Here is a 26,262-nt window from a genome sequence, read left to right as displayed (position 1 = left end):
TATGTCCTCCCTCTTTCACTCCATCTTCTACCAACCACTGTTTAACGGGCTCGTGTTTTTCTATAACACCATCGCCTTTCGTGATGTCGGTTTGGCGATTATTTTGCTCACCATCGCGATCCGTTTCATTCTTTTCCCATTGTTCTATAAAAGTTTTAAAAATCAGGCAATCATGCAGAAAATTCAGCCCGAGCTGAAGAAAATTCAGCATGAGCACAAAGAGAATAAAGAGCGTCAGGCGCAGGCGATGATGGAGCTGTATCGTCAACACAACGTGAACCCATTCTCAAGCTTCTTGTTGCTTTTTGCTCAACTTCCGGTGCTGATCGCGCTTTACCAAGTATTTTTAAAAGGATTCGCAGACACGGCGCTTGTGGATCTCTATGCATTCATCGCAAACCCGGGACACATGAACACGGTGTCGCTGGGCTTGATTGATTTAGGAAAGCGCAGTATACTCATTGTAGTTTTGGCAGCGATTGTGCAGTACTACCAAGGACTTGCAAGCGTGCCAAAACAAGACGGAAGCGCCCAGGATATAGCGCGGAAAATGGTGTTCTTGGGGCCGGTGCTGACGGTGATGGTACTCTTCACGCTTCCGGCGGCAGTGGGACTTTACTGGCTTACTGCGTCCGTGTTTTCGCTCGTGCAGCAGATATATATCAACAAAAGCGTATATGGAAGTAATACTCAACAGGACCAAAAAATTACTTGAACTGATGGGGTTTTCCGATTTCAGCGTGGATGCCGAGCCGGAAGGCCGGCGTTTGCGTATTTTCATCAACGAAGGTGAGTGGTTTAAACCCTGGGTGCCGAAGGTGGTGACGGATTTGGAGCACGTATTGCGGCTTTCAGCGAAAAAAGAAGACGCCGACTATGTGTTTGTGGACGTGAATAACTATCGCAAAGAGCGCGAGCGTTTGATTGTGGAAATTGCGAAGGCCGCGGCGCGCAAAGCGGTGATTTCTAAAGCCGAGGTGGCGTTACCCGCGATGAACGCGTACGAGCGCCGATTGGTGCATACTGAACTAGGGGTCAGACCGGATGTGAAAACTGAAAGTGTCGGCGTCGGCGGCGAACGGTACGTGATCGTGAAGCCGATTTAACGGAACAAGAAGCAATAAAGCAACGAAGCAGTGAAGCAAAGCAAAACTCCTCCGATAGCCATCGGAGGAGTTTTGCTTGTCAGTCATTGCTTACATGCTTCTTTGCTTTATTGCTTCTTTGCCTCCACCGGCAGCTCCAACGCATACAACTTCTCATCATAACGGTTTTTGAAGAGCAGTTGTTTGCCTTTGACGGTGGGGTGGTCAATGTCAACCGTTTGAAGAGCGGGGTCAATTAACTCCTCTTCATCTCCGGTCGCGAAGCTATATTTGATGAGCGCGTCGCGCGAGAAGAAAGATTCCTTCAGGTAATCATCGGGTATCACGCTCCTGCTCGGAAACTCAATCGGCACGCCACAATAGAGCGCCGCGACACCGTCAAACCCGCATTTTGAAGGAATGGTGATAAACGTTAATTGGCGTTCAAATCCATCATTGGCACGCACGACGCGGAGCTCAGCGGGGCTTCCGTTGGGAGGTAAGAGTTTTAACCCCAGCGATCCGTTGGTGTTTTGCAGAAACATCGCACCGAGGTTAACTTTGCGGACGGATTTTTTCGCGATGTTCACAGTAAGCGCGTTCGCGCTAAAACGCGCCTCTGGGATAGGCAAAACAGTAATTTCATCGGCGCCTTTCCACGAAAGCAGTCCGTCAACAACGGCAAGCCGCAACACCTCAACGGTTTTCTTGTCCGCAAGTGAAAGAATAAAAAGCGAGCTTACGCCATTGTTGCGGCGCACATAAGCGATTTTTTGTCCCGTCGGGTCAAGTGTTGCCATCACCGTGCCAGCCGGAAGCCGCTCCCAGCTTTTTGTTTCGGTATCAAAAACGGCGAATATATCGCTTGAGGGATAGCTGAATTGTACAAGCGCGCGCATACCATCCGGCGCGGGATCAACACGGTGTAATCCCCCGAGTGTCTGACTGCTTACTACCTCCTCACGGCCGTCACCAAATGTTTTTATAATTTTTCCCTCCGGAGTCACTATATACACCGCATTTGTTTTGGTGTTCACCCAGTAGTCAAAAATAAGTTGCTGGCTGAAGAGTTTGACGCCCTGGGCTTGTTGCGTTTGAGTAGTTGTTGCCGGAGCTTGCGCCACAGGCGACTGTGCGAGCGGAAGAGTACCCTTAAAAATATAACGATAAATTAAGTATCCACCCCCGAGGACGACAACAACGAGAGCAAGAATAAAAAATATTTTTAAAGCAGCGCGCATATAAATGAGTGCATTAGCAACTTATTCGTCATCACTAAGAGCAACGCTAATATTTGAGGCAAGGTTGCTGTCAATGGCGCGTAAAGCGGTGAGAAACTTCGGTTTGTCGCCGTCGGCTGTATTTTTATAAATCTCGACAACGATATGTGTTCTGAGATCGTTATCGTAATATCCACTAACTTGTTGAAGGAAGTCTCGCGCATGATTTGACTCCTTTCCTTCGGCGGCGGCGGCCTTGTCTTCGGCTAAGAAGTTGTTGTAAAGTGGCGTGTATTGAGCATCAGACATTTGGGCTAAAAGATATTTCTGGTGCTGGGCGTCATAGTTGTAGTACAAAGCGGTTGTTTGGGTAGGAGTAAGCTTGTGCAGAAAAGCTGTCTGCTCGGAACTCCCCTGCATACTCTCATAAGTCCCAGTTGTTTCATTGGTGTTTAGTTGTGTAACAAGCCCGCCAAACGGAATTCCTAAAGCCGAAAGCGTTACAACGAAATTTTTTTGCGCAATCGGGTCTAACCCTTTGAAGTATGTAAGGCGCTGCGCATCGGACATCTGAGAAAGAGCCGCTTTGTACGCCGCGGTATCGCGTTTTTTAATATCGTCCATATGCGCCTGGATTCCAGCAAGGCCTGCGCCAGCCTTATCCCATTCTCCTTTGAGAAAAGCATAATTAAACGCAACTCCCGGTTTTAATTCTTTTAATAACGGATTAGTTTCCAGCGCCGACAAATTCAGAAGCTCAGGGTTGATTTCGTTAAGGATAAGATACGCCGAGGAGAGGAGGCCTATGCCGATGATTGCCGAAAGCATCTGGCTTCTGGCATCGGAAAGTTGTGACGGATTTCCGGCCGAAAGGATATACCGGATGCCGCCGTATACAACAAATCCTAACGCGACCAACCCGACAATGCCCAAACCGAACTGAAAAAGCGTGTTTACATACTGCGAAGGGTTCGAAATAACCTGCTCCTGGCCCGGGAATTTGTAATTTAATGTGTACTCGGCGTTTTGGGCGTGGGCAGTCGCGGAGAACAACTTTAAAAACACAGTAGTCATAATTATTGAGCGATGGTTAGTGTTTGAGAAGCACTTGCGAGCTCAAGGTTATCCGCTTCGTTTGTCGCGGAAACCGTAAGATGCAAGGATTGTCCGGCAGCGCTTTGAGGGAGGGTGATGGTTGCGGCGCGGTTCCCACCGCTTGTGGTTAAGCGTTCGCCTTGCAAAGACCAGTTTGCGATAAGTGTGCCGGCGCGGTCGGTATTCCAATAATAGAAAAGCGCGCGCAGTGTTTGGGTCCCTGTCGGTATAAAGCGATTGACAAAAGGCGCTCGGATGACGACCTCCGGTGCCGCGACCGGAAGCACAAAACTGTGCGGAAGGTCCGCTCCCTTATATTGTGACACAACAATCTTAATACGTATCTCGTCCCGGTCGGCTATGGGGCTTGTGGGAATAGTAACGGTTTGGAGTCCGATGCCGGATTGGACGATTTTGTCGTTTTTGATCCACCGGATCATGGTTTTGGAAAGGTTGGCGAGTTTACCGCCGTCAATAAGTTCAAATGCAATCGTGAGCGGCGCCCCGGCGGTGGGAAGAATCTTTCCTTGATAAGCGCTTTCAACATACGCGCCGGACCGCCAGGTGACGAAAAAATTCGGCGCTGCGACGGTTTGCGCGTGCGCGGGAGAAAAATAAAGCAAGAAAGCAATAAAGCAAGAAAGCAAAACAAACACGGCGCTTACACCCCTACCACGCATTATTTGAAATTTGAAATTTGCCATCTGAAATTTTGCTACGCTGCTTCTTTGGAATCCCCTTGCTCCTCTCCGAAGGGCGGACGTATCACGTTGTCGCTATTCCCTTCCTTTTGCTCTTCTTCCGGCACCTCGGGTGAAACATTCCGTTCAATCGCCGCTTTTTGGCGCAGCATCTCAAAATTCCGGAATTTTTCTTTTGCCTCATCGGCGTTGCGGCGCGCTTCCGTGGCAAGGCGCTCCGCGTTTTGTGCTTCAGCGCTTGGGGCTTGAGAAGGAGTTGTACCCGCGGCAGCTCGTATTACCTTTAGCTGTCCCTCCGATTCCGTAGCCGTCGCATCACTCACCTTGTGCGCCGTTTGCAGTTTTTTGCGGACGACCGCGCCACCGATATTCACCGCTTCACTGACGAGTCCCTCCGGATGGTTGGCGGCGCGTATTGTCGCGATTGCGCCAATGGTGCGCATCGGCAACTTATCAATATACGGCAGTAATTCGCCCAAGTTGCCAATGAGCGCGTAATTCGCCCTTACCCCTTTCATTCTAAAGTATAACTGCGTAAGAGGAAATGCGAAGATATCAAGGATAAAAAAGTCGGGAAGTCCGAACGCGAGGAGCGCGATGTCGGCGACATCGAGTCCGGCGAGAATGCTGATAATAATAAACGACTCCACTTGCGATATTTTGGGTTCGTCGTCTTCCATAAATAATGTATCGCTTCGACAAGCTCAGCGAATAATGAATTATATTTCCTGAGCGCAGCCCCGTCAGACGGGGCGCAGTCGAAGGAATACAAAAACCAAAATTTACGCCGCCCGCCGCTGCTCCAGCAACTCCTCCGGCTTCGTTGTGACAATTTTGTCTTCAAGATATGACGCAACAATTTGAATGGCGGCATGCTGTAATCCGGCAACGAAAAGTCCTTGCCCGACGCTGACTTGGATCAAGAAATTCTTTTCCCCCTCGGTGAGGTTGAATGTTTTTCCAATGAGGTCAACCATTGCCGGCGCTTGCTTTAAGAGAATTTGGAGCGATGAGTTGGTGATGATGGGGCGGCCATACGGTGAGAGCAAGAAATCTTCCACGTCCTGCGTGATGGTGGTCACGCCAAGGAAGTACTTACGCGCGCGTTTCACGAGTCCGAAAAGGAATACGGCGCTGTCCTGATTTTTCATCATCCACCACGCCTCATCAATGATAAGCACGCGCTTTTTAAGCTCGGCTTTAATAAGGTTCCAAATGAAATTCAAAATCATATACATCGCAACCGGACGGAGCTCTTCTTCAAGGTCGCGGATGGAAAACACAATTAAGCGGTTTTTGACGTCAATATTTGTGGCTTTATTGGTGAACCCCGCGTAACTTCCTTTTGTGAACTTGTAGAGCCGCTCGGCGATGTTTACTCCCCCTTCAACACCGCGGAGTACAATCTCCAAGTCTTCTAAGAGTGGGACTGTGGCGGCGGAAAAATCTTTACCCGCGACAATATCGCGCGCAGCGTATGTTTCGGTAATCGCGCGATCCAAAAGCGCGTCTTCCTGTGGTGTGAGCGCGCCCAACATGAGCTTCAAAAGACCTGTGAGGTTCACGACGTGGGACTTCAACACATCCGACGGGTCCTCCCCCTCGGGAATAATCGGAATATCAAACGGATTGATGTGGTGTTCGGACGCCAGCGAGATTTTAAAGAAACTCCCACCGACGGTTTTGCTTAGGTTCTCATATTCATTTTCCGGGTCAATGATGATGACGTCAGTGCCAAGCATCAAAAGACGCAGCGCCTCCAGTTTTGTAGTGTATGATTTTCCTGCGCCGGACTTTGCAAAGATGACCATGTTCGCGTTTTCAAGCGAGAAGCGGTCAAAAATGATTAGGGTATTGTTGTGTTGGTTCACGCCGTACAAAATGCCTTCTTCGGAAGTGAGGTTTGCCGAAGCGAACGGGAAAAACGATGAAATAGGCGCAGTATTCAAAGGCGTCCAGATGCGCAGCGCGTCCTGGCCAAGCGGAAGCACCGAGCGCCACCCTTCCACCTGCTGGAATGTGGAGGGTTTGGCATACACCATGCGACTTTCAAACATGGAGGTGATTTGGGACTCAAGCTTCCCGAGCATCTCAACCGATTCGGCATAGAACGTCACGTAAACGCCGGCATCAAAAAGATTTTCCTGCGATTGTTGGAGCGAGTCGCGCAATGTTTCAACATCCTGTAGCGCGGTTTCAAGCATGGGGTCGCGCACCATCCCCTTTTCTTGCGCTTCGTTAATTTGCGATTGAATCTGCGCGGACTTTTTGCGGAGATTTTTGAGCGCCAGCGCGGTATCAACCGGATGAATAAAAATGGAAATATCCAAAAGGTCGGGGAAATTGATGACCGGGGAAAACCAACCCGAGGAAAGATAGCGCGGGTAGGTAAAAAGAAACATCGTCTTCGCAAACTTGTTGCCGATGCGGAGATAGTTCGGGCTTACCTCAAGCGCCGGCGGCGCGATGACATTTTCCAGTTGTTTTTGATCGTCCATGGAGTAATCGCGAATAATGTAAGCCTTGCTTCCTTGCTTTATTGCTTTTTTGTTTTGTTGCCCTAGAGCTTCACCACCCCTTTCCGTTCCACCGCTTCCGGATTGTAAAGGTTATAAAAAAGATCCAGCACCTCCTCGTTCTGAAGAGGCACGACGCGCAACCCGATTTGCTGGAGCCCCGACATCACTTGTTCCACTCGCTGGGTAAGCTGGCCAATGTTTTCGCGCTCGGCGTGTTCGCGCTCGGCGTCGGGTGTTGATGGGGTTTTGTTGCCACCGAAAAGACCAAAAAACTTTTTCGCGGTCGCGGTTTCGGCTCCCGGGATGCGGATGGGGTCAAACGGCACAACAACAAAAAAGTTTTTATCCATGATGGCGTTGTTGCCGACGAATCCGCGGATAAACTGGACATATTCGTCAATCTGATTCTGTAAGAGCTCATTCGTTTCTTCAGTGCGGCGCGCGCCCAGTGTTTTAAGATATGACTCAATATTCAATCGCCGCGAGTGCACAAAAATTTGTATGGAAAAATGCAGCGAATTCAAAAAGTTCTGGTATGAGTTCATGATGAGCTGCTGCTCATCCTCGGACTTCAGGTCAAGGTTGATGCCGGAGACGAGCAAAATCTGCCGTAACGCGCCGTTTTTCAACACCACGACGCCGTTTTTCACGTAGTCAATATCTACAAGTTCTTGTGTGGGACGAGCGTCTTGCGGCATAAGGTTAGTATAGCAGTTTTCTCATTTGAGCCCTTTAGTAGTCATTCTGAACGAAGTGAAGAATCTCTACAATTCAGGGATCCTTCGCTTTACTCAGGATGACGATCGGGAACGTTAACGATAATCAACGCGCCGCACCGCTCTTTGCTCCCCCGTTGCTTTCTTTACTACCTGAAATCGTTCCTCCGCACCGCTCGGAATACGGACCGTGCCGGATGATGAGCGGCCGGCAATGGCGCCGACGCCGGTTGTGAGGTTGAGCAATAAACGCTGCAACGGTGAGGACTTCTCGGCTTCTTTCATGCGCAGTTCCGCGAGCTCTTCTTTGCGTTTCCAAACAAACAATCGCGGACGGAAGAAGTAGTTGAGCGCGGAACCGATGAATGAAATAATTGGTCGGCCATTATATTGAACAAACGCAAGGATAACCGTCACGGTAGCGATGACGGCGGAAACCATAATCCAGAGGAAGGTGGTGAATACGAGGTAGAGAATAATAATGGCAAACGTACCCGCGCAGGCAATAATGAATTGCTTTAGCGTTAATGGCCCGATGATCTTATCTTCCGTTTCAATAAATTGTGGGACTTGGTATTGCATGGCTCAGGTATTGAGTATCAAGTATTGAGAAGTGAGTATGGGCCCGCATGCGCCCCGCTCGCATACTGTCTTCTTGATACTCAATACTGAATACTTCTATTGTAGCGGTGTCCGAAAATCGCTATAGTGCACCACTTTCATTATCTTCGGCGGCAGATCTTTAGTTCCTGAGCTTGTCGAAGGACTACCTTGCTGTTTTTGTGTTTCCACCTCCCCTTTTCCACCTACTTCATACTTCTTACTTCCTACATCTTCCCCGGGTGTCTCAATCCTCACCGTCACCGGCGGAGCGGTCGGTTTTTTGTATTTTGATTGTGGAAGACTAATCGAAAACGTCGGGCGCGGCATGTTTGTTGCCTCCCCCGGTTTCCCTTGCGCGGTTTGCGCGATCTCCTCTTTTTCGGTGTGGAGAATGACCGGGCCGGTCGGCATTTCTTCTGTTATGGGACTCATAGGTCTTATTGGACTCATTTGACTTATGGGTTGAGGTGCCAGGTTTTGTGCCGCGACCGGTGCCGCCTGCCCCAAATACAGCGAGTTCAAATCAATGTCCAAGCGGTTCAACGCCGGTTCAATAGGGCGCAAGATGCGCTTGTCAATTTCTTCAGTGATGGCGCGCGCTTCGTCGTCCGAGACCACAAGATAGTCGCGCAACTCGGACATAAAGTATTTCGGCGCGAGGTCTTTCGTGGCCAACCGCGTGATGAGCCACGGGATAACGCTGACTTTGTCGCCGAAGTACTCTAGGCGTTCGTTTATGTCTATGACGACGGCAAGGATTTTTTCGGACGCAAGCCATTGGCGGACATTGTCCGGTAATTCAACGAACGCTTGACGTAGTTCTTGTGGCGTCGCGGTGTTTGTCATTTTTTTATTCCCTGAGCTTGTCGAAGGGTTACCGTAAACTTATTTTCTCAAAATTTTAACATCAGCATTTTCCTTTTCGGCAAAGCCGTAGAGCTGGCGGAGCGTGATGTTTTCGTCATCCTCGGTTTTAATCGTCGTATTCATCGGGTTTACATTGTCGCGAATAACGCTCCGAATGACGCGCTCGCGCTTGTCAGGAGTAATAATTACTTGCCCACTCCACTGTTCCACGTCCTTTCTCATAAACGCCTCAGAAAAATCTGCTGCTTTTCTGAGCGTAGTGATTTTCTTTAGCTCTTCACCGGTTCTTCTCGCCGCTTCGGCGCCGCCTCTAAGCTCTTCTTTGATTTCTCCGGCGGCCTTGGCGCCTTTCTCGAGCTCTTTTGCGATGTCCGCTTCCGTTTCTCCGGTTTCTTTCGCGATGCCAAGCGCAGCTCCAAGTGTGTCGAGCTTCACTTTTGTCGCCTCCGCTTCTTTCCTCGCCGCCTCTGCGCCCTTTTCCGCAGCTGCAGTTTTGACTTCCTCTGCTTTCGCGGCTTGCGCTGCCGCCTCGGCACGCTCTTTTTCCGCCGCCGCGGTCGCTTCCGCTTCTTCGCGTACGCGTTTTGCGGATTCTTCGCGTTCCCGTTGCGCGCGGCGTTCTGCTTCAGCGGCTTCGCCTTGCTCGGCGGTGGCTCGTGACGGCTCGCGGGGCGGAACAATAGTCGCGGGACGCGGCTCAACTTTCTTCGCCGCTTCTGTTCCGGGTTGTGCCTTTGGTTGTGTTGCGGGGGTTGTTGAGGCGCCTGGTTGCGCTAATGGGGTCGTCGGTGTAGTTGGAGGTGGAGGTGGAGGTGGAGGTGGAGGTGTCGCGGGTCGCACCGGAGGCGTTGTAGGAGTACGCAAAGGAGTTTGCGTCGGTTGTTGTCCGGCTCCGGGTTGCGCGGTTGGTGTCGTCGGGGTGCGTGTGCCTGGAAGGGATGGGGGCGGAACTTTTACCCGATTCTTCTCAGCTTCTGCTTGTTGTGCCGCGGCAACACGCGCCTCTTTTTCGGCTACAACGCGCTCCTCGGCTTCTTCGGTCTCATTCAAAAATCCTCCAGTGCTTCGCTGGGCGCGCGCTGTTTCCGCGGCGGCTTGATCGGCAGCTTCTTTAACATCTTGACCAGCTTGTTGTTTTGCCCGTAATTGGGCCATCATTTCAGGTAAGGACTTAGCGGGAGCCGGAGTCGCAACTCCTCCACCAGCTTGAGGCGCAGAGGACGGCGAAACACCGCCGGCTGGCGTTCCCGCCGGACCACTCGCAGGGCCGCCACCCGTAGGCGGCGTTGGCGGCGGAGTTGTCCCGCCCGCTCCACCCCTTGGGGGATAAGGCCGGTAGAACAATCCGCCGATTTGTTTTTGGCTATCTTCGAGCTGTTTATACGCCCGGCCGCGCTCAATGAGAATAAGCTCCTCGTTACTTGGTTCGTGTCCGTATTGCGCTTTGAAGTTTGCGATAAACTTCGGATCATTCATTCGGCGATCATTAATGACTGCGGTGTAGTTTTCCTTATCCGCTTCAGTAACTGTTGAGGTTTTTGTAAAGAGTTCGTCTCGTCGTTTGTTGAGCTCGACTTTCTTCTCTCTTTTCATCGTCTTCAGGCCTTTTCTGGAAATGACAAACTTTCCATCCGCGCCTTTAATTTTTCTACCTTTGTCGTCCAGTGCAAACGTGTCATTTTCGGGTACACCCTCATCTTTCGCACGATCAATTTCCAACTGCGCAAAGGCGTAGTCTCGTTGCAATTCTATGAGGTCGTCGCCAGCAAGCTTTTTAAGCGCGTTTTGTGCGGCGGCCATTTGTTCAGCCGACACCTTCGGGCTCTCGGCGAGGTTTTTCCAATGCGCCTGGGTGAATGAAGCGATAACCGAGGCATTTCCCAGCTCTTCAGCGGTGAGATCGGCTACTTTGTCCGCCGACACAAATCTGCGCGCCGCCTCGTATGTGGTGAGTTTGCCATCGGTAATCTTTTCGGCGAGCGACGGCATAACACCCAAAAGCGCCTGAATATCTTTCACGTCTTTTGCTTCGGTTCCGGGGTTTGTTTCTTTAGCCGCGCTCGCAAGAGCGAGAAGTTTCTTGGGATCATCCTTGATTTCTTTCAACATACCGCGTGAGGCTGCTTCGGCGAGTAATGCCGCCTGCGCGACCGGTCCTTCCGGCAACCGTCCTTTAAGAACCTTCTTAAATTCTTCGTCGGGAAGGGCGCTCTTAGAGAGATACTGCTTTTGATACGCGCTAATCTCCTCTCCGTGCTGTCCGAATTGACTCAACCCCGCAACAGCGCCTTTCGCGCCCGGAATCCAACGCAAAGCAGGACGATTTAATAAGCTCGCCAGCCCCATCGCGCCGGCTTTGACCGGCCGCGTGCCAAGATATTTTGCCGGTCCGGCAACCGCGCCAACTGCTGTGCCCTTTATGGCGCCGAGCGCAAAGTTTTTCACTCCAGTTGCCATTCCCACCGCCGCGGCGGCTCCCGCGATGCCCATCTTTTGCGAAACCATAAGTCCGCCGATAAGAAGTCCCAGAATTACCACCATTTGCCCGAGCACTCCCCCGAGGGTCGCGAGCGACGCTATACCCGACAAGCTTTGCGATGTCTGCGCGTTGATTGCCCCCACAATGCCGATTTCGCCGGCGCTTTGCGTGGCGTAAATCGCGAGATAGAAAAAGAACGTCATAAACGGCAGGAATAGCGCCCACTTCAGAAACATATCCCACCACTCTTTCCAGTGCTTGCCGAATCCCGGGAGAAACAGCGATATCCAGGCAAGCGGCGCGACAATAAACAAAAAAGTAAGCACCATGTATCGGTACAGAACCATGTAAGCGGTGGCGCCGAGCGCGATGACGCCGAGTGTTCCGAAAAGCGCCATAAACAGTACGGTGCTGATGAGCGTGACAACATCCGAAATGCTCTCAACATTCAGCGCCGCCGCGGTCGGTTCTTTTAGCATGCCCTGCATATTAAATGCGTTGGCGATAGACTCCGAAAATTTCTGAAGCTCAGCGCTGTCACCGGTGATTTTTGACATGAAGAACTTTGAGAACACATGAGTGGCGTCCAAAATAACTCCGGGGATTGCCAAGCTGAAGTTGATGAGTAGCGCGACGATAATAAGCTTACCCAAAAGTTTTTTGGGGCCGAATTGTTCCATACGGAGAATGGTTGCGAAGGCGATGGCGATGATTCCGATAGTAAATCCGAGGTTTGCAACGTCCCGCGTGATGAGCCACCCGACGCGGACAAGTCCGTGCTGGATAATCCCCTGGTTTAGCGTGATGCCGAGGTCAATCAAAAAACCGGCAAACGTAAAAAGTTTAACAATAACAAAGTTTAAGAAGTTCGCGATGTAGTACGCGACAAATCCGACCGCGCCGCCAAGTACGCCAAGCAAGCTTTCACCGAGCGCGTTCCATTGCGCGTGGGATGTGCCGACTGCCCCAAAGACGCCAATAACGCTTGCCGCCGCGGAGAGCAGTGCCACACGGTATCGGTTGAGATAAGTTTTTATTCTGGAAATCATAGAGTTCAGCAAATCTTCTAGTCAGCAAATCTGTTCGGCGCGGTTCCGCCTTGCGAGACGCAATAGTCTAAATCGCGCTGGGCGTCATTAATAACGTCAGGAGTAACAAATGTCTGAATCTGCTGGACCGCGACCGAACCTTTGCTCAGTTCCGCGCTGACAATCGCGGGATCGGAGTTGATGAAGACAACCTGGAATTCATTGATGCGCGCCGTAAACTGCGCGTCGGTTAAGCGGTTCAGTTGGTTAATGGTTTGCGTAAGTTCATCAATCGCCTCGGTATTATTTTCTATAACCGGCTGGATGAAGGTGAGATACCCTTGCGCATCGCTCTGTTTCAGAAGAATAGCGTCATGAATGGAGCCGGAACGAAGCGCCGGAACGGTTTGGTGGCACGCAAGGGTGTCCTCAACAACCCGCGCGTATGAAAGCGCAATAGATGAAGGTTCGGTGAGCAAGGGGCGAAGCGCGGTGCGTCGCGCGAGGACATTGTTTAGACGGGTGACGAGTTCGGCGCGCGAGAGGTTGCTGATGCTTCCTCCCGAGGTGCTCGCGTTATTCGCGATAGCGTTTCTCGTGGATTGCGGAATAGAACTTACTGATTGAAGCCCGCCATATGTTGTTCTGGAATTTCCCGATGGTTGATACGTTCCACCGCTTCCGGAGTGCACTCCACGGAGACCGTTGACGCCTTCCATGATAACGCGGTTTACAAGGGCGTTCACGATTGCGGCGGCATAATCGCCGAGTTGTTGAGCATTCACAATAAAGTCAAAGTCGGAACCGACGGCTTTTTCAACCGTGGCGCTTATGACGCCGCCAGGGGTGGTGTCTTCACAGCGGATGGTGCGCTGCTGCGATCGGAAAGAGCCGTTGACTTCACCTCCCGTTGTATAATCTCGCGTGCTTCCAGTTCCTCCTTCAACGAGTCGCTCTCGCACCCGCTCTTGTCCGGCCGCGTCGCTTTCTGATACTTCTTGGCCGGTGGCAGTGTCATAGCATTTCTTCGTGCCAAGGAATCCTTTATTTGCCAACGCGCTATTTGCCGCCGCGGCAACTTTGTCGGCAACATAACTGTTGCGCGCGTCCCAAGAAATCAGCAACGCGCCATAATAATTGTTTTGCAGTTCGGATGTGGCATTATACGCGATCCAGCCGCCATTTCGGAAGTCTTCATAAAAATTTTCCACGTTTTGCACAATCTGATCCAATGTGCATGTAAATGGGGAGTTGTTCGCGAAACGATTCACAGGTAAGAGCCCGATGCGTACTTGCAGACTGAACGGCGCGCAAAGAAACCCGGCGCCGATTTGCTCCACAAATTCGCCAACAGCGCCTTGGCCAATGTCGCCGAGGAATGTTTCCCAATCCGTAATAAAGCGCGGTTCGCCACCGCCCTGAACCCAAGTTACGACCTGATCTACCATCACATCCAAAATGCGGCGTTTGAGTGTTGAGACAACAAATGACTGCCCCCATTCAAGAAGCTGTTGGCTGAGACTTGAGCCTACGGTGGCGGCGATAATGGTTGATTCGGCCGTGTTTTTGATTTCGGTGGCATTGCTGATAGGATCGTGGACAATAGCAGCGAGCGCCTCCGCTTTTTGCGGCACAATAAAACCCGGAAAGCTCGAGGAGAGGAGCGAGACCCCAAAGGCAAAGATAAAAATTTTCCCCCAATACGTCATATTAGATTGCAATTTGGTGTTTTGTTATAAAATCTGACACCTCTAGATCCAAAGCGGAAAACTCTTGGCTTAATTGACTCCCGACGTTCAGTGCTAAATACGCTTGTAGTGGGTCATCGTTGTAGCGGGCAAGGAAGCTCATCATCTTCTCTTGCCCCTTAATCAGAGCGATTTCTTTCTGGTGCAGCGTAGCAAGTGATTGGGGTACGGGGAGTTGAAGCAGGGCATCAACGGCGGCTTTGTACGCGGGGAGCACGGAAGAAAAATTCATTTTTGAAAGGTCGTTCAAATTTTCGAAATGAACTCCGGCAAATTTTTCACGCAAGATATTCTGACTGGCACGGATGTAGGTTTGAAATGCTTCTTGTGAGTCGGTAATGATATGTAAGTCGGTGATGGCTACGCGCGGATAAAATATTTCAGGATCAAATGACGCCAGCCCTTCGGCGATGAATTTATCCACCGCGTCGGCGGGTTTTACGAGATTGAGCTTCTGCGCCCCCGCAGCGCCGGGACCTGCCGGGTTCCGTTTGACGATCTCCGCGGCGAGTTGTTTTGCAAGATCTTGCGTGGCATTCATTCCCGCGCCCGCATCGAGCGCGTTTTGTGTCGTCTCGCCCGCATTGGGCAATGCATCGGTAGTCACGCCAACAGCTTTCAGAGAAATTTTATTCATCACTGCCGTTCTCGGAGCTTGCACCTTCTTCAAAGTCTCCGTACCACCTAACGCAAAAAGAAAAACAAAAACACCGAGCATTGCGGTTGTACCGAATACCAAAAAAGTTCTGCCCGCTCGCCAAATTTGGTTGGGCATGATTTCAGTATACCATTTCCCCTGTTAGGAACATGAGGAAAAGCTGTTGAGGGGGTGTGGAGGACGAAGCTCGAATGTCTTACTCCCCCTCTCGGAGCGCGGTGGCGAGTTTTATGAGGTCATCAACACTCAATTCTTGCGCCCGTGTTTTCTCGGTGAACCCCAGTTGCTGAAGTGGCGGCAGCATATCGGCTTTTGACCGCCCGGCAGCCTCCGAGAGGTTATTTAACAGAGTTTTTCGGGGTTGTTTGAACGCCGCGTGAATGAAGGCGTAGTACGTGGCAAGCTCACTTGCTTTTATGCTTTTATGCTTTTTTGTTTCTATGCGTATCACCGCCGAATCTACCTTCGGAGCTGGAGAGAAATCTTCGGGCTTGAGCGCCGCGATAATGGAAATGTCCGCCCAAATTTGTGTTGCGGCCGCAAGTAGATTCATTTTACCCGGTTTTGCCGTCAGCCGTTCCGCAACTTCCTTTTGAATCATCAGCACGGTGCGCGAAGGTTTCACCTCCAGTTCGCTCACGACGCGCAGCAAGTGCCCGGTGATGTAGTAGGGGATGTTACCTGCAAGCTTATAGCTTATAGCTTTTAGCTTATAGTCGGAAGCAAGCTGAGGAATTACCTCCAATGCGTCGCCGGTGATAATTTCCAAACCAAGAATCTTTAACGCGGCTAGCTCGGCGGCCAGCGAAGAATCCTTTTCGATTGCGACAAGAGTGCAGCCGGCATCTGTGCACGCGCGCGAGAGCGGGACAGTGAGCGCCCCTTTTCCCGGGCCGATTTCAATAACCGTTTCGCCGGGCTGCAAATCCAAAGACGCGATAATTTTTTGGATAACCGCTTTGTTTTTTAAGAAATGCTGTCCCAGTTTTTGTGGCATACCTCGATGCAAATATACAAATGAATACTAATTATACAAATTTCTTCCTTGCGTCAGTGTCAATGCGGATAACCCTATACGGTTTAAGATAGCGATTTCTGAAATTAACGAGAAGCCCCAATTTGCAACCCAATGTTTGGAGGTAGCGTTGCAGCTGATAATAATCATCTTTAAGCATGAAGTTTTTCGCCTTTGCTTCTAGCACGATCTTGTTTTCAATGAGAAAATCGACGCGATTTCCGGTGTTGGGCACTACATGTTCGCGTTGGAAAGTGATACCCGAATCATCTAGCAACTTGGCAATAATATCACAGTATTGTTTTTCTCGGGCAAAGCGTCCTAATTGATTATGCGCACCAAAACAAACACCGGTAAGAGTATAAGATAGTTGAGGATATATCAACTTCTCGCTATTCGCATCATTGGCATGCATTTGCATATTGGTATCGCGCTTAATCATAAGCAATGTATTGCTCGTCCTCGTCGGGAAGCTCATTGCGGAAACGGACGCCCACAGTTTTGAAGTCGGTGAACTCCGAGGGAATTTCGTAAAGAAAGCGTGATGGCACATTGTAGTACGTGAGGGTCAAAGCAAAACGCGCGCGTGTCATCGCGACATACATGAGGCGCCGCTCCTCCTCCACCTCGTTTGCTTTCACGAACGATTGTTCGTGCGGAATGAGCCCTTCGTTGCAACCTGCGACAAACACCTGGTTGAACTCCAACCCTTTTGAGGCGTGGATGGTCATGAGGGTGACAACCCCAACCCCTAGTTTTTTGGGATCAGGCTTGCCATTGGGCATATCCATTGAGGCGACCAAACTCACTTGCTCAAGAAAATCACCAATTCCCAAATGGTTAAAAGTTCCAGCAAACGCAAGAAGTTCTTTGACGTTTTCAATGCGCTCGCGAGAATTTTTGAACGTACGCTCAAGGTATTCCATATATTTGGTGTTTTCCAGGAAAAAACCGAGCAGTTCTAAAAGTTTCAATTCTCCTCCGAGCCGCGGAAGCTCGGTTTCCAAAAACGCCGCTTCGCGTTTGCCGAAGTTTTTCCGGATGCGCTCCAGGGACACGCTGTCCTTGGGGTTGTGCGCGAACCGCAGCGCGGAGATAATGTCTTTAATTTCCATCCGGTCGTAAAAACGCAGGCCTCCGTAAATGCGATAGGGAGTCCCCGCTTGGAGCAGTGCTTGTTCAATGGGGCGTGACTGGGCATTGGTGCGGTAGAGTATTGCAATCTGCGGGTCCACGCTGGGGTCGCGGAAAAGAGGTGTGATGTGTGAGGAAATGTAATATGCTTCCTCAATCGGGTCGGGAACACCAATGATCGTCACCGCGCCTCCGTTCGGATTTTTTGTCCACAGCGTTTTTGCTTTCTGCTCTTTGTTGTTCGCGATGACACGCGATGCCGCGGTGATGATGGTGGCGGTGGAGCGGTAGTTTTCCTCAAGCTTCACCACTTTCGCGTTCGGCCAGTCGCGGTCAAAATTAAGGAAGATGCGGAAGTCTGAACCGCGAAACGCGTAAATGGATTGGGCATCGTCGCCGACCACGCTCAAGTTTTTATGCTTAGCGGCAAGGAGCGTGATGAGGCGATATTGCGCGGTGTTGATGTCCTGGTACTCGTCAACCAAAATATGCGCGTAGCGTTCCTGATACTGCGCGAGGAGCAAGGGGGTTGCCGCTAAAAGACGAACGGGTTTTTCGATAAGGTCATCAAAATCAAACGCGTTGTTGGTGCGGAGACCTTCCTCGTATGCGTCAAACACTTTGATGGCAATAGCGTCCGCGTGGTTGGTGTTTCCGCGGAGTGCCCCAACATCCATAAGCTCGTCTTTAATTTTTGAAATTTTATATCGGAGCGCTGACGGGTTGTACCGCTCTTTATCAAGATCCATTTTTTTTACTACCTCTTTGCACAAACGCAGCGCGTCGTCTTCATCAAAAATAGAAAACGCGGCCGACCGCCCCAACAACGCGGCGTTTGCTTTCAGCATCCGCGCGCCCCAGGAGTGGAAGGTGCCGATAAAGGGAGCTTGTAGCTTGTAGCTTGTAGCTGGTAGAAGGGCCGAGACACGCTCCTTCATCTCCTCGGCGGCTTTATTAGTGAAGGTAACGGCAAGAATCTTTTCCGGTGGGGTGCCCGAGGCGATGAGGTGCGCGATGCGTGAGGTGAGCGTCTTTGTTTTGCCGGAACCGGCACCCGCGACGATCAAAAGCGGCCCCCCGGGGTGCTCAACTGCCTCTTTCTGCTGCGGATTGAGGTTTTTGTCGCTTTGTGGTAGCATAACCGTATTGGTTACTATACACATAAAAAAGGATAGCGTGAAGCGTCTGATACAGGTGATAAGGAATACAACCGCGGTGATACCGGTTGTTTTTGTTATTGCCACGCTGGCATTGAATGCCGGCGGTCAGCGCGCGACGCCGGACGCGGAAAGCGCTTTCGGCGCCCCATCGGCACGTCAGCTGGCGAGCGTGGTTGACGCATTCACCGCGGCAAGCGTTGAAGCCGCCGCGCCACCGCATAGCGCGCCTATTGTTGCCGAAGATGACGAGGATATCGGCGCGATTATTGTCGGCGATTCCGCGGTGTTAAATAACGCGAATCCTGAAAGCGCGATGCTGCTCGGTCGCGACGGTACGCTGGTGTATAAAGTGCAAAAAGGCGATACGCTTTCCGGTATCGCGGCGAACTTCGGCATATCGCTCAATACGGTGTACTGGGCGAATAAAGGGATAAAAGGAGGGGCGCTTCGCGTGGGACAAGAAGTCACCATTTTGCCGGTTTCGGGCGTCATTCATCAGGTTCAAGCGGGAGAGACGCTGGAATCGATCGCGAGCACCTACGGCATTTCTGAGGCGCGTATGCTGAAGTACAATAAACGGGTGGTGCAGCGCGGCATCGGGCAGGGTGTCAATCTTATTATTCCGGATGCCAAGCCGCAGACCGGAATTGCCTCTGCCGCGACCGCCGTACTCCCCGACCTTCGCGGATATTATGCCATTCCGACGACCGGTTGGAATTGGGGCAAGCTGCATAATTACAATGGCGTGGATATCGCCAATGCCTGCGGCACGCCGATTTATGCCGCGGCCGAAGGATTGGTCACTGCGGTAACAGGCATTGAATGGAATGAAGGATATGGCAGCTATGTGATGATTGAGCATCCCAACGGCACAAAAACCCGTTACGCGCATAATGACCGAAATGCTGTTTCGGTTGGCGACTACGTGGCGCAGGGCGACCTTATTGCGTATATCGGTAACAGCGGTAACACCCACGGCCCGACGGGATGCCATTTGCACTTTGAAGTGATGGGGGCAAGAAACCCTTTTGCAAAGTAGTAAACAAAAAACAGTCCCGCAACGCGGGGCTGTTTTTTGTTTGTAGCTTCCAGTTTACCACTGGTCGCCACCGCCGGAGCCACCTCCGAAACCGCCGCGACCACCGCCACGGGAGAAACCTCCCCCATCACGGCGCGGAGCGCGCGCTTCCATCGGGCGTGCCTCGTTTACCACGAGGGTGCGGCCATCGAGCTCTTTTCCGTTGAGCATTTCGACCGCCTTCGTTGCCTCCTCATCGGAGCTCATTTCTACGAACGCAAAACCCTTGGATCGGCCCGTCATCTTATCCATGATGATCGTTGCCGATTCAACAGTTCCCGCCTGGGCGAATGCATCACGCAATGCGTCCTGGGTGGTGTTGTAGGACAAGCTTCCGACAAATAATCTTTTTGCCATAACTACAGATTGTTTTTTTGATACTACTAATAGTTCTATTGTAAGACGACCCTTTTTCTTTACGCTTATCTTTTCTTCCTCAAGGTTTTCGCCCGAGAGAGAACGCGAACGCTACGAACTTACAATGCTACCAGTATAGCGTGCCCGACGGTAAAAGTCAATAGGTGGGGGGAAAGTATCAAGTATTTGGTATGTGGTATCTCGTATAAGCTCAAGAGAGTTTTACGGTTGCGGAATACGCGTTCTGCTGATAGTATGACAAGCAGTTCGCGCCGCAACTACTTTCGGAGGACGATACATGGATACCGTGATCTGTCCGGACGAGATTCAGAAGGAACTTAACGTGTATTGCGCGAAGATGAAAGCGCGCGAGTTGAGCGAGGAAGAGATCTGGAAGGATCGGAAGAAAAACGACCCGGCCGCTCATCTCCGCGGCCTCTGTCACGCGCATGTGTATACGTGCGAGACAAAAAGGGACATGCTGTTTCCCGTCGCGTGGCTGATTTTCCCACTGCTTCTCGCATTGGCATTGAGCACGTTCGGCATCAATTGGCCGGCGTTCATCGCGGCTCATCCGTGGTGGTTCGTCTCTGCGGTGCTGCCGTTCGGTACCGTCATGACGTATGGATTCGCCAGTTGGTTTGCTGATGCCGGGGCGAAGCGCTATGCCAAGGCGCTGTTCAATCGTTGCTGGGAGTGCCGTAAGAATTACTGCGCCCCGTACCTTCGCGAGCAGGAGAAAAAGAGCGAACTGCGCAGCGCGACCGTGGCTATGATCATCCGCGACTGGGACGACGTGCAAAGGTTGTACGGCTTGAATGAAGGGATGGCGTTGCTGAGTCTCCGTCTCGGCTGGAGCGACTATTCCGAACGTGTCATGGTGAGGGATATTTTCCGAGAAATTGCCAAGCGTGTTCCGGGGTTCGTTGTGGATGAGCCACCTGGTACATATTGCCTGATTTACGACCCCATTTCGGCACCGAAGACATAAACGGTTCGTACGCAAACGAAACGCCCGAGCTCCAACAGGAGTTCGGGCGTTTTCATTCTACGAAAATGGATTCGTTAGATTGAGCATCAATAATGCACGGTATTGCACGTTGACGCATCTCGGTTGCTGACTCGTCTCGGCTGAGGCAGCCGCTTGATAAAAATGTTGTCTGCGGGGGCACCAGGATTCGCCTCTCGTTGTTGCTACAACTCGAGACCTTCAGCTTCTCTTCGAAGCTTGCGGCCCGCGGTTCGAATCCTTTTGCTCCATCGTAAGCCGAAAAGAAAGAGCCCACAAAGGGATCTTTCTTTTCGGTTGCGGGGGCACCAGGATTCGAACCCGGAAAATCCGCTTTGGAGGCGGACGGTTTGCCATTAAGCCTATACCCCCTTGTTCAAAAATGCCTTACCGACAGCCAATAATCGCCTTGCCAGGTCATTGCTGTGATACTTTACCGAAAGACAGCCAGGATAGCCAATCCTTATGCGTTTTCCGGTATTCGGCTTGACGTAAGGCTTGATAAACTGACTTCTGTTTATATTAGTGATTTCTGACCAAAAATCAAGTTGTTTTTCCTTGGAATGATATGAGTGAAGATGAAGACATGGATGAAATTTCCTCTCGTCAATTTCAAACGATGTGCGCAGCAAAGAGAGAAACTGTTTAATGAGATGAGGGTCGGAGTTGATAAAAGTAACACCGGTTTTCGGACTTTTTGTTCCCTCGCACCAATAAATTAATGCGCACAGTAATTTTTTGTACACGGGACTTAGCGTTGTTGCGCTGAGCTCCTCGCGGGCTTGGCGCAGGTACCCGTCTTCGATAGCGCGAGTTTTAGCCTTTTTCCGTTCAGCGGCGACAAACTGTCCCAGCGTAATTTTTGCAAGTAATATTTTTTTAGCCGAGGAAGAAAGCGCAACGTCGCGCACCCACAGAGATACGCTACTCTTGGCGACGTTCAGAGTCGCGGCGATCTCCTTAAGCGAATGACCTTGGCGACGAAGCGCTATTGCTTTGTGGCGTTCGGGAATTTTCATGAACCGAGATGTATGCTTACATTATAGCATAAACTAAAAACACTAACACAAAAAAGAAACAATCCGCCTCGTGGCGGATTGTTTCTTGCTGCTTATTTCTTCGTTTCTTTATGCTTCGTATGCTTTTTGCACCACTTACAGTACTTGTTGAGCTCAAGCTTTTTCTCGGTATTTTTCTTGTTTTTCCGCGTATAATAATTAATCCGGTTGCAGACCGTGCATTTCATCTTAATGATGTGTTCACCGTACTTGGAAGCCATGTGAATATAGTACGCTTATGTGATAAAAATTGCAACACCCGCAATCTCGTGAGTATTACTGAGCCGATGGCGAGAATCGAACTCGCGACCTACTCCTTCGCTTACACCTCCCCTTTCTTGGCGTTACAGGGAGGGCTAGACTGTATCTTGTTCCGATATTACATCGGAGCCCCTTGTCAGTCGTTCGGGCCCCGCCTTGCGGGGCCACGGTCTTAGCCTACGCAGGCCTTTAACCGTTATTCGGGATTCACCCCGACGTTACCGTCGAGGTGGGCGGGGATGCGAACCCATTTGAAAAATGGATTTTGCGACCCACCAAGGAGTTGCTCTACCACTGAGCTACATCGGCGAACCTCTATATACTAGTAATTTTTAAAGTATTTTTCAAGCACCTTGAAGTAATTAGTGCTATCATCAACTTCTTTATAGTTAGTTTTATTAATCCAGCGGAACCGGTCATGTTCTTCGCTCAGTCGTACTTCGCCGGATTTATACGAGCAGCGGAACGCGACGAGAAAAACATGTTTGCCCGCGTTGCGATGCTGCGGAGGGAACACGTTATCCCAAACCGCGAACGGCTCGCCAACCTCGATTTCCAGCCCGGTTTCTTCGCGCACCTCACGCTTTAATGCCTCCTCAAAGTTCGTTTCTCCTTCTTGAACTTTACCGCCGGGAAAATCCAATCCTTCAATCGGATCGTGCAACATTAAAACCCTCCCTCCTTTATCAATAAACGCCTTTTGACCTACGTAAAATTGTTTGTCTTCTGCCATGAGCCACCTCCCGGATTTGAACCGGGGACCTTCTCTTTACAAAAGAGTTGCTCTACCGCTGAGCTAAGGTGGCGCTGACTCCCGCTTTCACTGTGGGCAGGGAGGGATTTGAACCCCCGTAGCCATAAAGGCGCCACGTCTACAGCGTGGTGTAATTGACCGCTCTACCACCTGCCCATGATAAAAACACTATACAGTATCCTGCATTGAATACTCAAGGGGGCGCAACTTTCTTCGAGAGGCGCTAAATCTTCGGCTTATCAGAAGGATCGTCTTCCTTCTTCTCAAACAACGATCCCGGCGGCGGTGGAACGCTGGTTTTGGACTGCATCCGTTTGATGCCGGCACTCACAATATTCTCAGTTTTTAGTACCATCACGCGCATTTTGCGGAGCCATTTTTCAAAAAAGGCGCTGAGCGCCGTGTCGATTTTCGCAAGCGGAATGCGTCGCATAAATCGCTCAAACGCGCCGGGCTCTGCATTTGGCGAAAGCTCAACATCGGGAACGCGCGGCAAAGCACGCGCGAGGAGATAGATAATCACCCCGGAGCTTACGACGAGCGTGATGTTGGTGAGGAAGTCGTACATAACAATGGAGTATTGTGTATCAGGTATAAAGAAGAAAGTATGGGCTCCGCGAGGTCGCCCCAAATACCTGCTTCTTAATACTATATACTCAATACTTGCGTGTTAAAGCTCGTATCTGCAAAACCGTTCAACGCGGATGTTTTCCCCCACTTTTGCGATGACGCTTTTTACCACCTGGTCAACGGTGAGGGCGGGGTCCTTAACATACTGCTGGGTTTTCAATTCATCAACGGATTGCGGATTCATCGCGGAAATATGCATAGCCAAATTATGCGCGAGTTCTTTAAAGGGGTCCGAGTGCGCCACAAAATCGGTTTCCGAGCGGATGTCCAGGAGTACCCCCACGCGGTTTGCGTGGATGTAAGATTCAAGCACGCCGGCGCCCGTCGCGCGGTCAGCTTTTTTTTCGGCCTTCACGATGCCTCGTTCAAAAAGAAGCGCCTTTGCTTTTTCATAGTCACCTTCGGAATCGGTTAACGCTCTCTTGCAGTCCATGATGCCGGCATCGGTGGCTTCACGGAGTTTTTGGATATCCAGTGCATTCATAAAGAGTATAGAGTATTGAGTATCAAGAATAGTGTATAGGGCAAACCTTCCTCCGCCTTATACTCTCTTCTCAATACCCCATACTTGATACTAGTTCGTTTTCAGTGCTGGCTTCACTACCACCGGTGCCGGCACGGCCAGAGGCGTTTCTTTGACTGCGGTGATGATGCGGTCAACAATCCAGGTGATCGCGGGAATAGCATTGCTGTTGCCCGGAATGGGGTAGGTTACTTGGTCCGGATTGGCGTCGCTGGTCATTAAGGCCACAATCGGAAGCTTCACGCGGAGTGCTTCGCGGATCGCGGTGTCATGTACCAAGGCGTCAATCACGACGACAATACCGGGGAGCGTGGTCATTTCTGAAATGCCACCGAAAAGACGGTCGCCGCGCTCAAGTTCTTTATCCATATCCAACCGCTCCTTTTTGGTATACTTCTGCAACCGACCGGCGTCGCGGTCTTCTTTCAGTTTTTTGAAATGCTCAATGCGCTTCAGAATAGTCTTGAAATTTGTCAGTGTTCCGCCGAGCCAGCGCTCGGTGACGGTCAGGTGCTTTGTTTGCGCGGCAAACTTCAGGACGGCCGCCTTTGCTGCCGGTTGCGTGCCGACCATAAGCACTTTTCCGCCCTTGGCGACAACAGCTTTGATAGCGACAACGGCATCGTTTAACGCAGCGAGCGTCTTCGGGAGGTCAAATACCGCCATGTTGGCGCGCATGGCGTATAAATACGGCTTCATCTTCGGGTTAAGCTTTGAGCGCTTGCGGCCATAGGCAAGCCCCGCTTTCATCATTTCTTCAAGCGTCGGTAAATTCGCCGTATCTTCGGCGGAAAGGATTTCAATCTCCTGTTTTGCGACCGATTCCTCGATCGTAACTTCCTTTGTGTCGTCGGTAATCATTACGGATAAGTATATAGGAAACGCAGGATATTCGTCAATGGCCAGTTCAAAGCGTCATTCCCGCGAAAGCGGGAATCTAGCCCGCAACGCTGGATTCTCGGGTCGAGCCCGAGAATGACAGGATTAACGAAGCCGTGCAATTGCAGCCCGAATGCCGGCTTCAAAGTTTGCTTGTGAAAATCGTTCCGCGCTTATGGCGATGGCCGCGTGGTCCCAGCTTGTTGTTTGGCACCGCGCGATGGCTTCCACGAGTGCTGTCGGGGTTTGCTCGCGGAACAATACCCCGTTTTCGCCATCGCGGACAATTTCAAGCGCGCCCCCCGCGGCATAGGCAATAACCGGCGTTCCGCAGGCGGTTGCCTCGGCGGCCGCAAGGCCGAAGTCCTCAACTTGCGGAAAAAGAAAGGCGGTTGCTTCCCTGTAGAGCGCGCGCAGCTTTTCGTCATATACCGCGCCGACAAACTCAATGTTCGGTGACGCGGCGCGCGCCCGGAGCCGCGCCTCATCGCGCCCCGCGCCGACAATTTTCAGTGGCAGATGCGACACGTTGAATGTATCAATCAAGAGGTCAAGGCGTTTGTAGCTCACAAACCGGCTGACGGCAAGAAAATAGTTTTTGCGCGCGATGCGCGGATCGTGTGAAAAAAAAGACGTATCAACGGGCGGATAAAGCGTCGTGGCGGCGCGGCCATAATGGCGGCTGATCTGCTCGGCAATATAGTTGGAGTTCGCAAGAAGGAGTTGTGGCTTTGTTGCGGCGCGTTTGTCCCACCGGCGGAGATACCACGCAATCGGCGCGGTTGCGGCGCGCAGTATGAATGACGGGAAATATGAAAAAAGATTCACATGCTTTAGCTCCTCCACGAGATAATTTTTATCCCACGCGTAGCGGAGCGGTGAGTGGATATAGGAAATATGCGGCGTTTTTCCGGCTACGTGGACGCCTTTTGCGAACCCGGAACTGTCCGAAATCACGAGGTCATAACCGCTGATGGTCATGAGTTCAGCGGCAATCGGCATAAGCGGAATAAACCAGCGGTGGTGTTTGCGGATAAACGGCGTATCCAAAAAACTGGTATGCACGGCACGGCGTGCAAAGCGTCCCCCTACTGCATTTGCGTCATGGAGGAGTGTGTATATATCGGCTTCGGGAAACATTCCGCCGAGTACCTGAAGTACGCGTTCTCCCCCACCCCACTGATTTAAATAATCGTGTACTAAAGCGATACGCATTACTATATACTTTATCGTATGGGCAATAAAATTGCGAAACGAGCCATTGATATGTTGGGCGCCACGGTGGGACTTTTACTTATTGCTCCATTCGCGCCGTTGATTGCTCTTGCTATTAAATTAGAAAGCCACGGACCGGTGTTGGTGCGCTTGCCGCGCGTTTCCGGAGGAAAAATTGTCTACGTGTGGAAATTTCGTTCAATGGTGTGCGGCGCGCACGCAAAAAAATGGGAGCTCGCGCATTTGAACGAGCGGAGCGACGGCCCATTTTTCAAAATCAAAAACGATCCGCGCCTCACGCGCATGGGGAAGGTGCTTCGCAAATTCCGTTTGGACGAATTTCCGCAGTTGGTGAATGTACTGCTCGGCGACCTCTCACTCGTTGGTCCGCGTCCGCACGAACCCGAAGAAGTGGTGATGTATCCCGAGCCATATAAGCCGTTGATGCTCGTGAAAGCCGGCGTCACAGG

General features: G+C 51.1%; 27 protein-coding genes and 3 tRNA genes. 5 read left to right on the top strand and 25 right to left on the bottom strand.

Annotated elements, in window-relative coordinates:
• Position 1 precedes the first annotated feature (1 nt).
• Together Q7R85_03865 and Q7R85_03860 are read left to right on the top strand one after the other, a co-directional pair.
• Entirely contained in the window at positions 2-715 is a 714-nt protein-coding gene (locus tag Q7R85_03865; GenBank protein MDO8585221.1) for a YidC/Oxa1 family membrane protein insertase, read from the top strand.
• A complete protein-coding gene (locus tag Q7R85_03860; protein MDO8585220.1) occupies positions 678-1,106 on the top strand; it encodes a R3H domain-containing nucleic acid-binding protein in 429 nt (142 codons plus the stop codon). The genes Q7R85_03865 and Q7R85_03860 overlap by 38 nt, the downstream gene beginning before the upstream one ends.
• 107 nt (positions 1,107-1,213) lie before the next feature.
• Here the strand turns inward: Q7R85_03860 and Q7R85_03855 are convergent, their stop codons facing one another.
• From Q7R85_03855 to Q7R85_03790, 14 genes are all read right to left on the bottom strand, one after another.
• Complete coding sequence (locus Q7R85_03855) at positions 1,214-2,326, bottom strand: hypothetical protein (GenBank protein ID MDO8585219.1); 1,113 nt, start codon at positions 2,324-2,326, stop codon at positions 1,214-1,216.
• A gap of 21 nt (positions 2,327-2,347) precedes the next feature.
• Positions 2,348-3,379 (bottom strand): pilin, encoded by a 1,032-nt coding sequence (locus Q7R85_03850; protein MDO8585218.1) that lies wholly within the window; start codon positions 3,377-3,379, stop codon positions 2,348-2,350.
• 2 nt (positions 3,380-3,381) lie between these two features.
• Positions 3,382-4,104: a hypothetical protein gene (locus tag Q7R85_03845; GenBank protein ID MDO8585217.1), complete on the bottom strand. Its 723-nt coding sequence runs from the start codon at positions 4,102-4,104 to the stop codon at positions 3,382-3,384.
• A gap of 11 nt (positions 4,105-4,115) precedes the next feature.
• Positions 4,116-4,781, bottom strand: a complete 666-nt coding sequence (locus tag Q7R85_03840) for a hypothetical protein (GenBank protein MDO8585216.1) — start codon at positions 4,779-4,781, stop codon at positions 4,116-4,118.
• Between the two features lie 102 nt (positions 4,782-4,883).
• Positions 4,884-6,599, bottom strand: a complete 1,716-nt coding sequence (locus tag Q7R85_03835; GenBank protein ID MDO8585215.1) for an ATP-binding protein — start codon at positions 6,597-6,599, stop codon at positions 4,884-4,886.
• Positions 6,600-6,661: 62 nt separating this feature from the next.
• Positions 6,662-7,318 (bottom strand): hypothetical protein, encoded by a 657-nt coding sequence (locus Q7R85_03830; protein MDO8585214.1) that lies wholly within the window; start codon positions 7,316-7,318, stop codon positions 6,662-6,664.
• A gap of 114 nt (positions 7,319-7,432) precedes the next feature.
• A complete protein-coding gene (locus Q7R85_03825) occupies positions 7,433-7,918 on the bottom strand; it encodes a PrgI family protein (protein ID MDO8585213.1) in 486 nt (161 codons plus the stop codon).
• 96 nt (positions 7,919-8,014) lie between these two features.
• Positions 8,015-8,785: a hypothetical protein gene (locus Q7R85_03820; protein MDO8585212.1), complete on the bottom strand. Its 771-nt coding sequence runs from the start codon at positions 8,783-8,785 to the stop codon at positions 8,015-8,017.
• 39 nt (positions 8,786-8,824) lie between these two features.
• Entirely contained in the window at positions 8,825-12,334 is a 3,510-nt protein-coding gene (locus tag Q7R85_03815) for a hypothetical protein (protein MDO8585211.1), read from the bottom strand.
• A gap of 17 nt (positions 12,335-12,351) precedes the next feature.
• Positions 12,352-14,022: a hypothetical protein gene (locus Q7R85_03810; GenBank protein MDO8585210.1), complete on the bottom strand. Its 1,671-nt coding sequence runs from the start codon at positions 14,020-14,022 to the stop codon at positions 12,352-12,354.
• A 1-nt stretch (position 14,023) separates the two neighbouring features.
• Positions 14,024-14,836: a hypothetical protein gene (locus tag Q7R85_03805; GenBank protein MDO8585209.1), complete on the bottom strand. Its 813-nt coding sequence runs from the start codon at positions 14,834-14,836 to the stop codon at positions 14,024-14,026.
• Between the two features lie 79 nt (positions 14,837-14,915).
• Entirely contained in the window at positions 14,916-15,716 is an 801-nt protein-coding gene (rsmA, locus tag Q7R85_03800; GenBank protein MDO8585208.1) for a 16S rRNA (adenine(1518)-N(6)/adenine(1519)-N(6))-dimethyltransferase RsmA, read from the bottom strand.
• Positions 15,717-15,747: 31 nt separating this feature from the next.
• A complete protein-coding gene (locus Q7R85_03795) occupies positions 15,748-16,176 on the bottom strand; it encodes a GxxExxY protein (protein MDO8585207.1) in 429 nt (142 codons plus the stop codon).
• Positions 16,169-18,007: a UvrD-helicase domain-containing protein gene (locus Q7R85_03790; protein ID MDO8585206.1), complete on the bottom strand. Its 1,839-nt coding sequence runs from the start codon at positions 18,005-18,007 to the stop codon at positions 16,169-16,171. Before Q7R85_03790 ends, Q7R85_03795 begins: the two co-directional genes overlap by 8 nt.
• Positions 18,008-18,044: 37 nt before the next feature.
• On the opposite strand from Q7R85_03790, the gene Q7R85_03785 reads away from it, so the two are divergent.
• Positions 18,045-19,067 (top strand): M23 family metallopeptidase, encoded by a 1,023-nt coding sequence (locus Q7R85_03785; protein MDO8585205.1) that lies wholly within the window; start codon positions 18,045-18,047, stop codon positions 19,065-19,067.
• 54 nt (positions 19,068-19,121) lie between these two features.
• On the opposite strand, the gene Q7R85_03780 is transcribed toward Q7R85_03785, so the two are convergent.
• Complete coding sequence (locus Q7R85_03780; GenBank protein MDO8585204.1) at positions 19,122-19,463, bottom strand: RNA-binding protein; 342 nt, start codon at positions 19,461-19,463, stop codon at positions 19,122-19,124.
• Positions 19,464-19,761: 298 nt separating this feature from the next.
• Between Q7R85_03780 and Q7R85_03775 the strand changes: the two genes are divergently transcribed.
• Entirely contained in the window at positions 19,762-20,454 is a 693-nt protein-coding gene (locus Q7R85_03775; protein MDO8585203.1) for a hypothetical protein, read from the top strand.
• 318 nt (positions 20,455-20,772) lie between these two features.
• Here the strand turns inward: Q7R85_03775 and Q7R85_03770 are convergent.
• The 10 genes from Q7R85_03770 to Q7R85_03725 form a co-directional block, all read right to left on the bottom strand.
• Positions 20,773-20,844: transfer RNA gene (locus Q7R85_03770), tRNA-Trp, on the bottom strand.
• Positions 20,835-21,491, bottom strand: a complete 657-nt coding sequence (locus Q7R85_03765; GenBank protein MDO8585202.1) for a helix-turn-helix domain-containing protein — start codon at positions 21,489-21,491, stop codon at positions 20,835-20,837. The genes Q7R85_03770 and Q7R85_03765 overlap by 10 nt, the downstream gene beginning before the upstream one ends.
• 92 nt (positions 21,492-21,583) lie before the next feature.
• On the bottom strand, positions 21,584-21,751 hold the full coding sequence (gene rpmG, locus Q7R85_03760; protein ID MDO8585201.1) for a 50S ribosomal protein L33: 168 nt from the start codon (positions 21,749-21,751) through the stop codon (positions 21,584-21,586).
• 362 nt (positions 21,752-22,113) lie between these two features.
• Positions 22,114-22,524, bottom strand: coding sequence for an NUDIX domain-containing protein (locus Q7R85_03755; GenBank protein ID MDO8585200.1), 411 nt, complete (start codon positions 22,522-22,524; stop codon positions 22,114-22,116).
• 1 nt (position 22,525) lies between these two features.
• Positions 22,526-22,597: transfer RNA gene (locus tag Q7R85_03750), tRNA-Thr, on the bottom strand.
• Between the two features lie 20 nt (positions 22,598-22,617).
• A tRNA-Tyr gene (locus Q7R85_03745) sits at positions 22,618-22,701 on the bottom strand.
• Between the two features lie 67 nt (positions 22,702-22,768).
• Positions 22,769-23,113, bottom strand: a complete 345-nt coding sequence (locus Q7R85_03740) for a hypothetical protein (protein ID MDO8585199.1) — start codon at positions 23,111-23,113, stop codon at positions 22,769-22,771.
• 102 nt (positions 23,114-23,215) lie between these two features.
• Positions 23,216-23,659 (bottom strand): translation elongation factor Ts, encoded by a 444-nt coding sequence (tsf, locus tag Q7R85_03735; protein ID MDO8585198.1) that lies wholly within the window; start codon positions 23,657-23,659, stop codon positions 23,216-23,218.
• A gap of 90 nt (positions 23,660-23,749) precedes the next feature.
• Positions 23,750-24,559: a 30S ribosomal protein S2 gene (rpsB, locus tag Q7R85_03730; protein ID MDO8585197.1), complete on the bottom strand. Its 810-nt coding sequence runs from the start codon at positions 24,557-24,559 to the stop codon at positions 23,750-23,752.
• A 123-nt stretch (positions 24,560-24,682) separates the two neighbouring features.
• On the bottom strand, positions 24,683-25,792 hold the full coding sequence (locus Q7R85_03725) for a glycosyltransferase (protein MDO8585196.1): 1,110 nt from the start codon (positions 25,790-25,792) through the stop codon (positions 24,683-24,685).
• Positions 25,793-25,810: 18 nt separating this feature from the next.
• On the opposite strand from Q7R85_03725, the gene Q7R85_03720 reads away from it, so the two are divergent.
• The coding region (locus Q7R85_03720) for a sugar transferase (GenBank protein ID MDO8585195.1) at positions 25,811-26,262 on the top strand (452 nt) is incomplete at its 3' end.

This window comes from bacterium, assembly GCA_030649055.1.
Taxonomy (GTDB): domain Bacteria; phylum Patescibacteriota; class Minisyncoccia; order UBA6257; family JAUSGH01; genus JAUSGH01.
The sequence above is the reverse complement of the archived record's forward strand: the minus strand, read 5'-3'. Positions and strand labels throughout refer to the sequence as shown.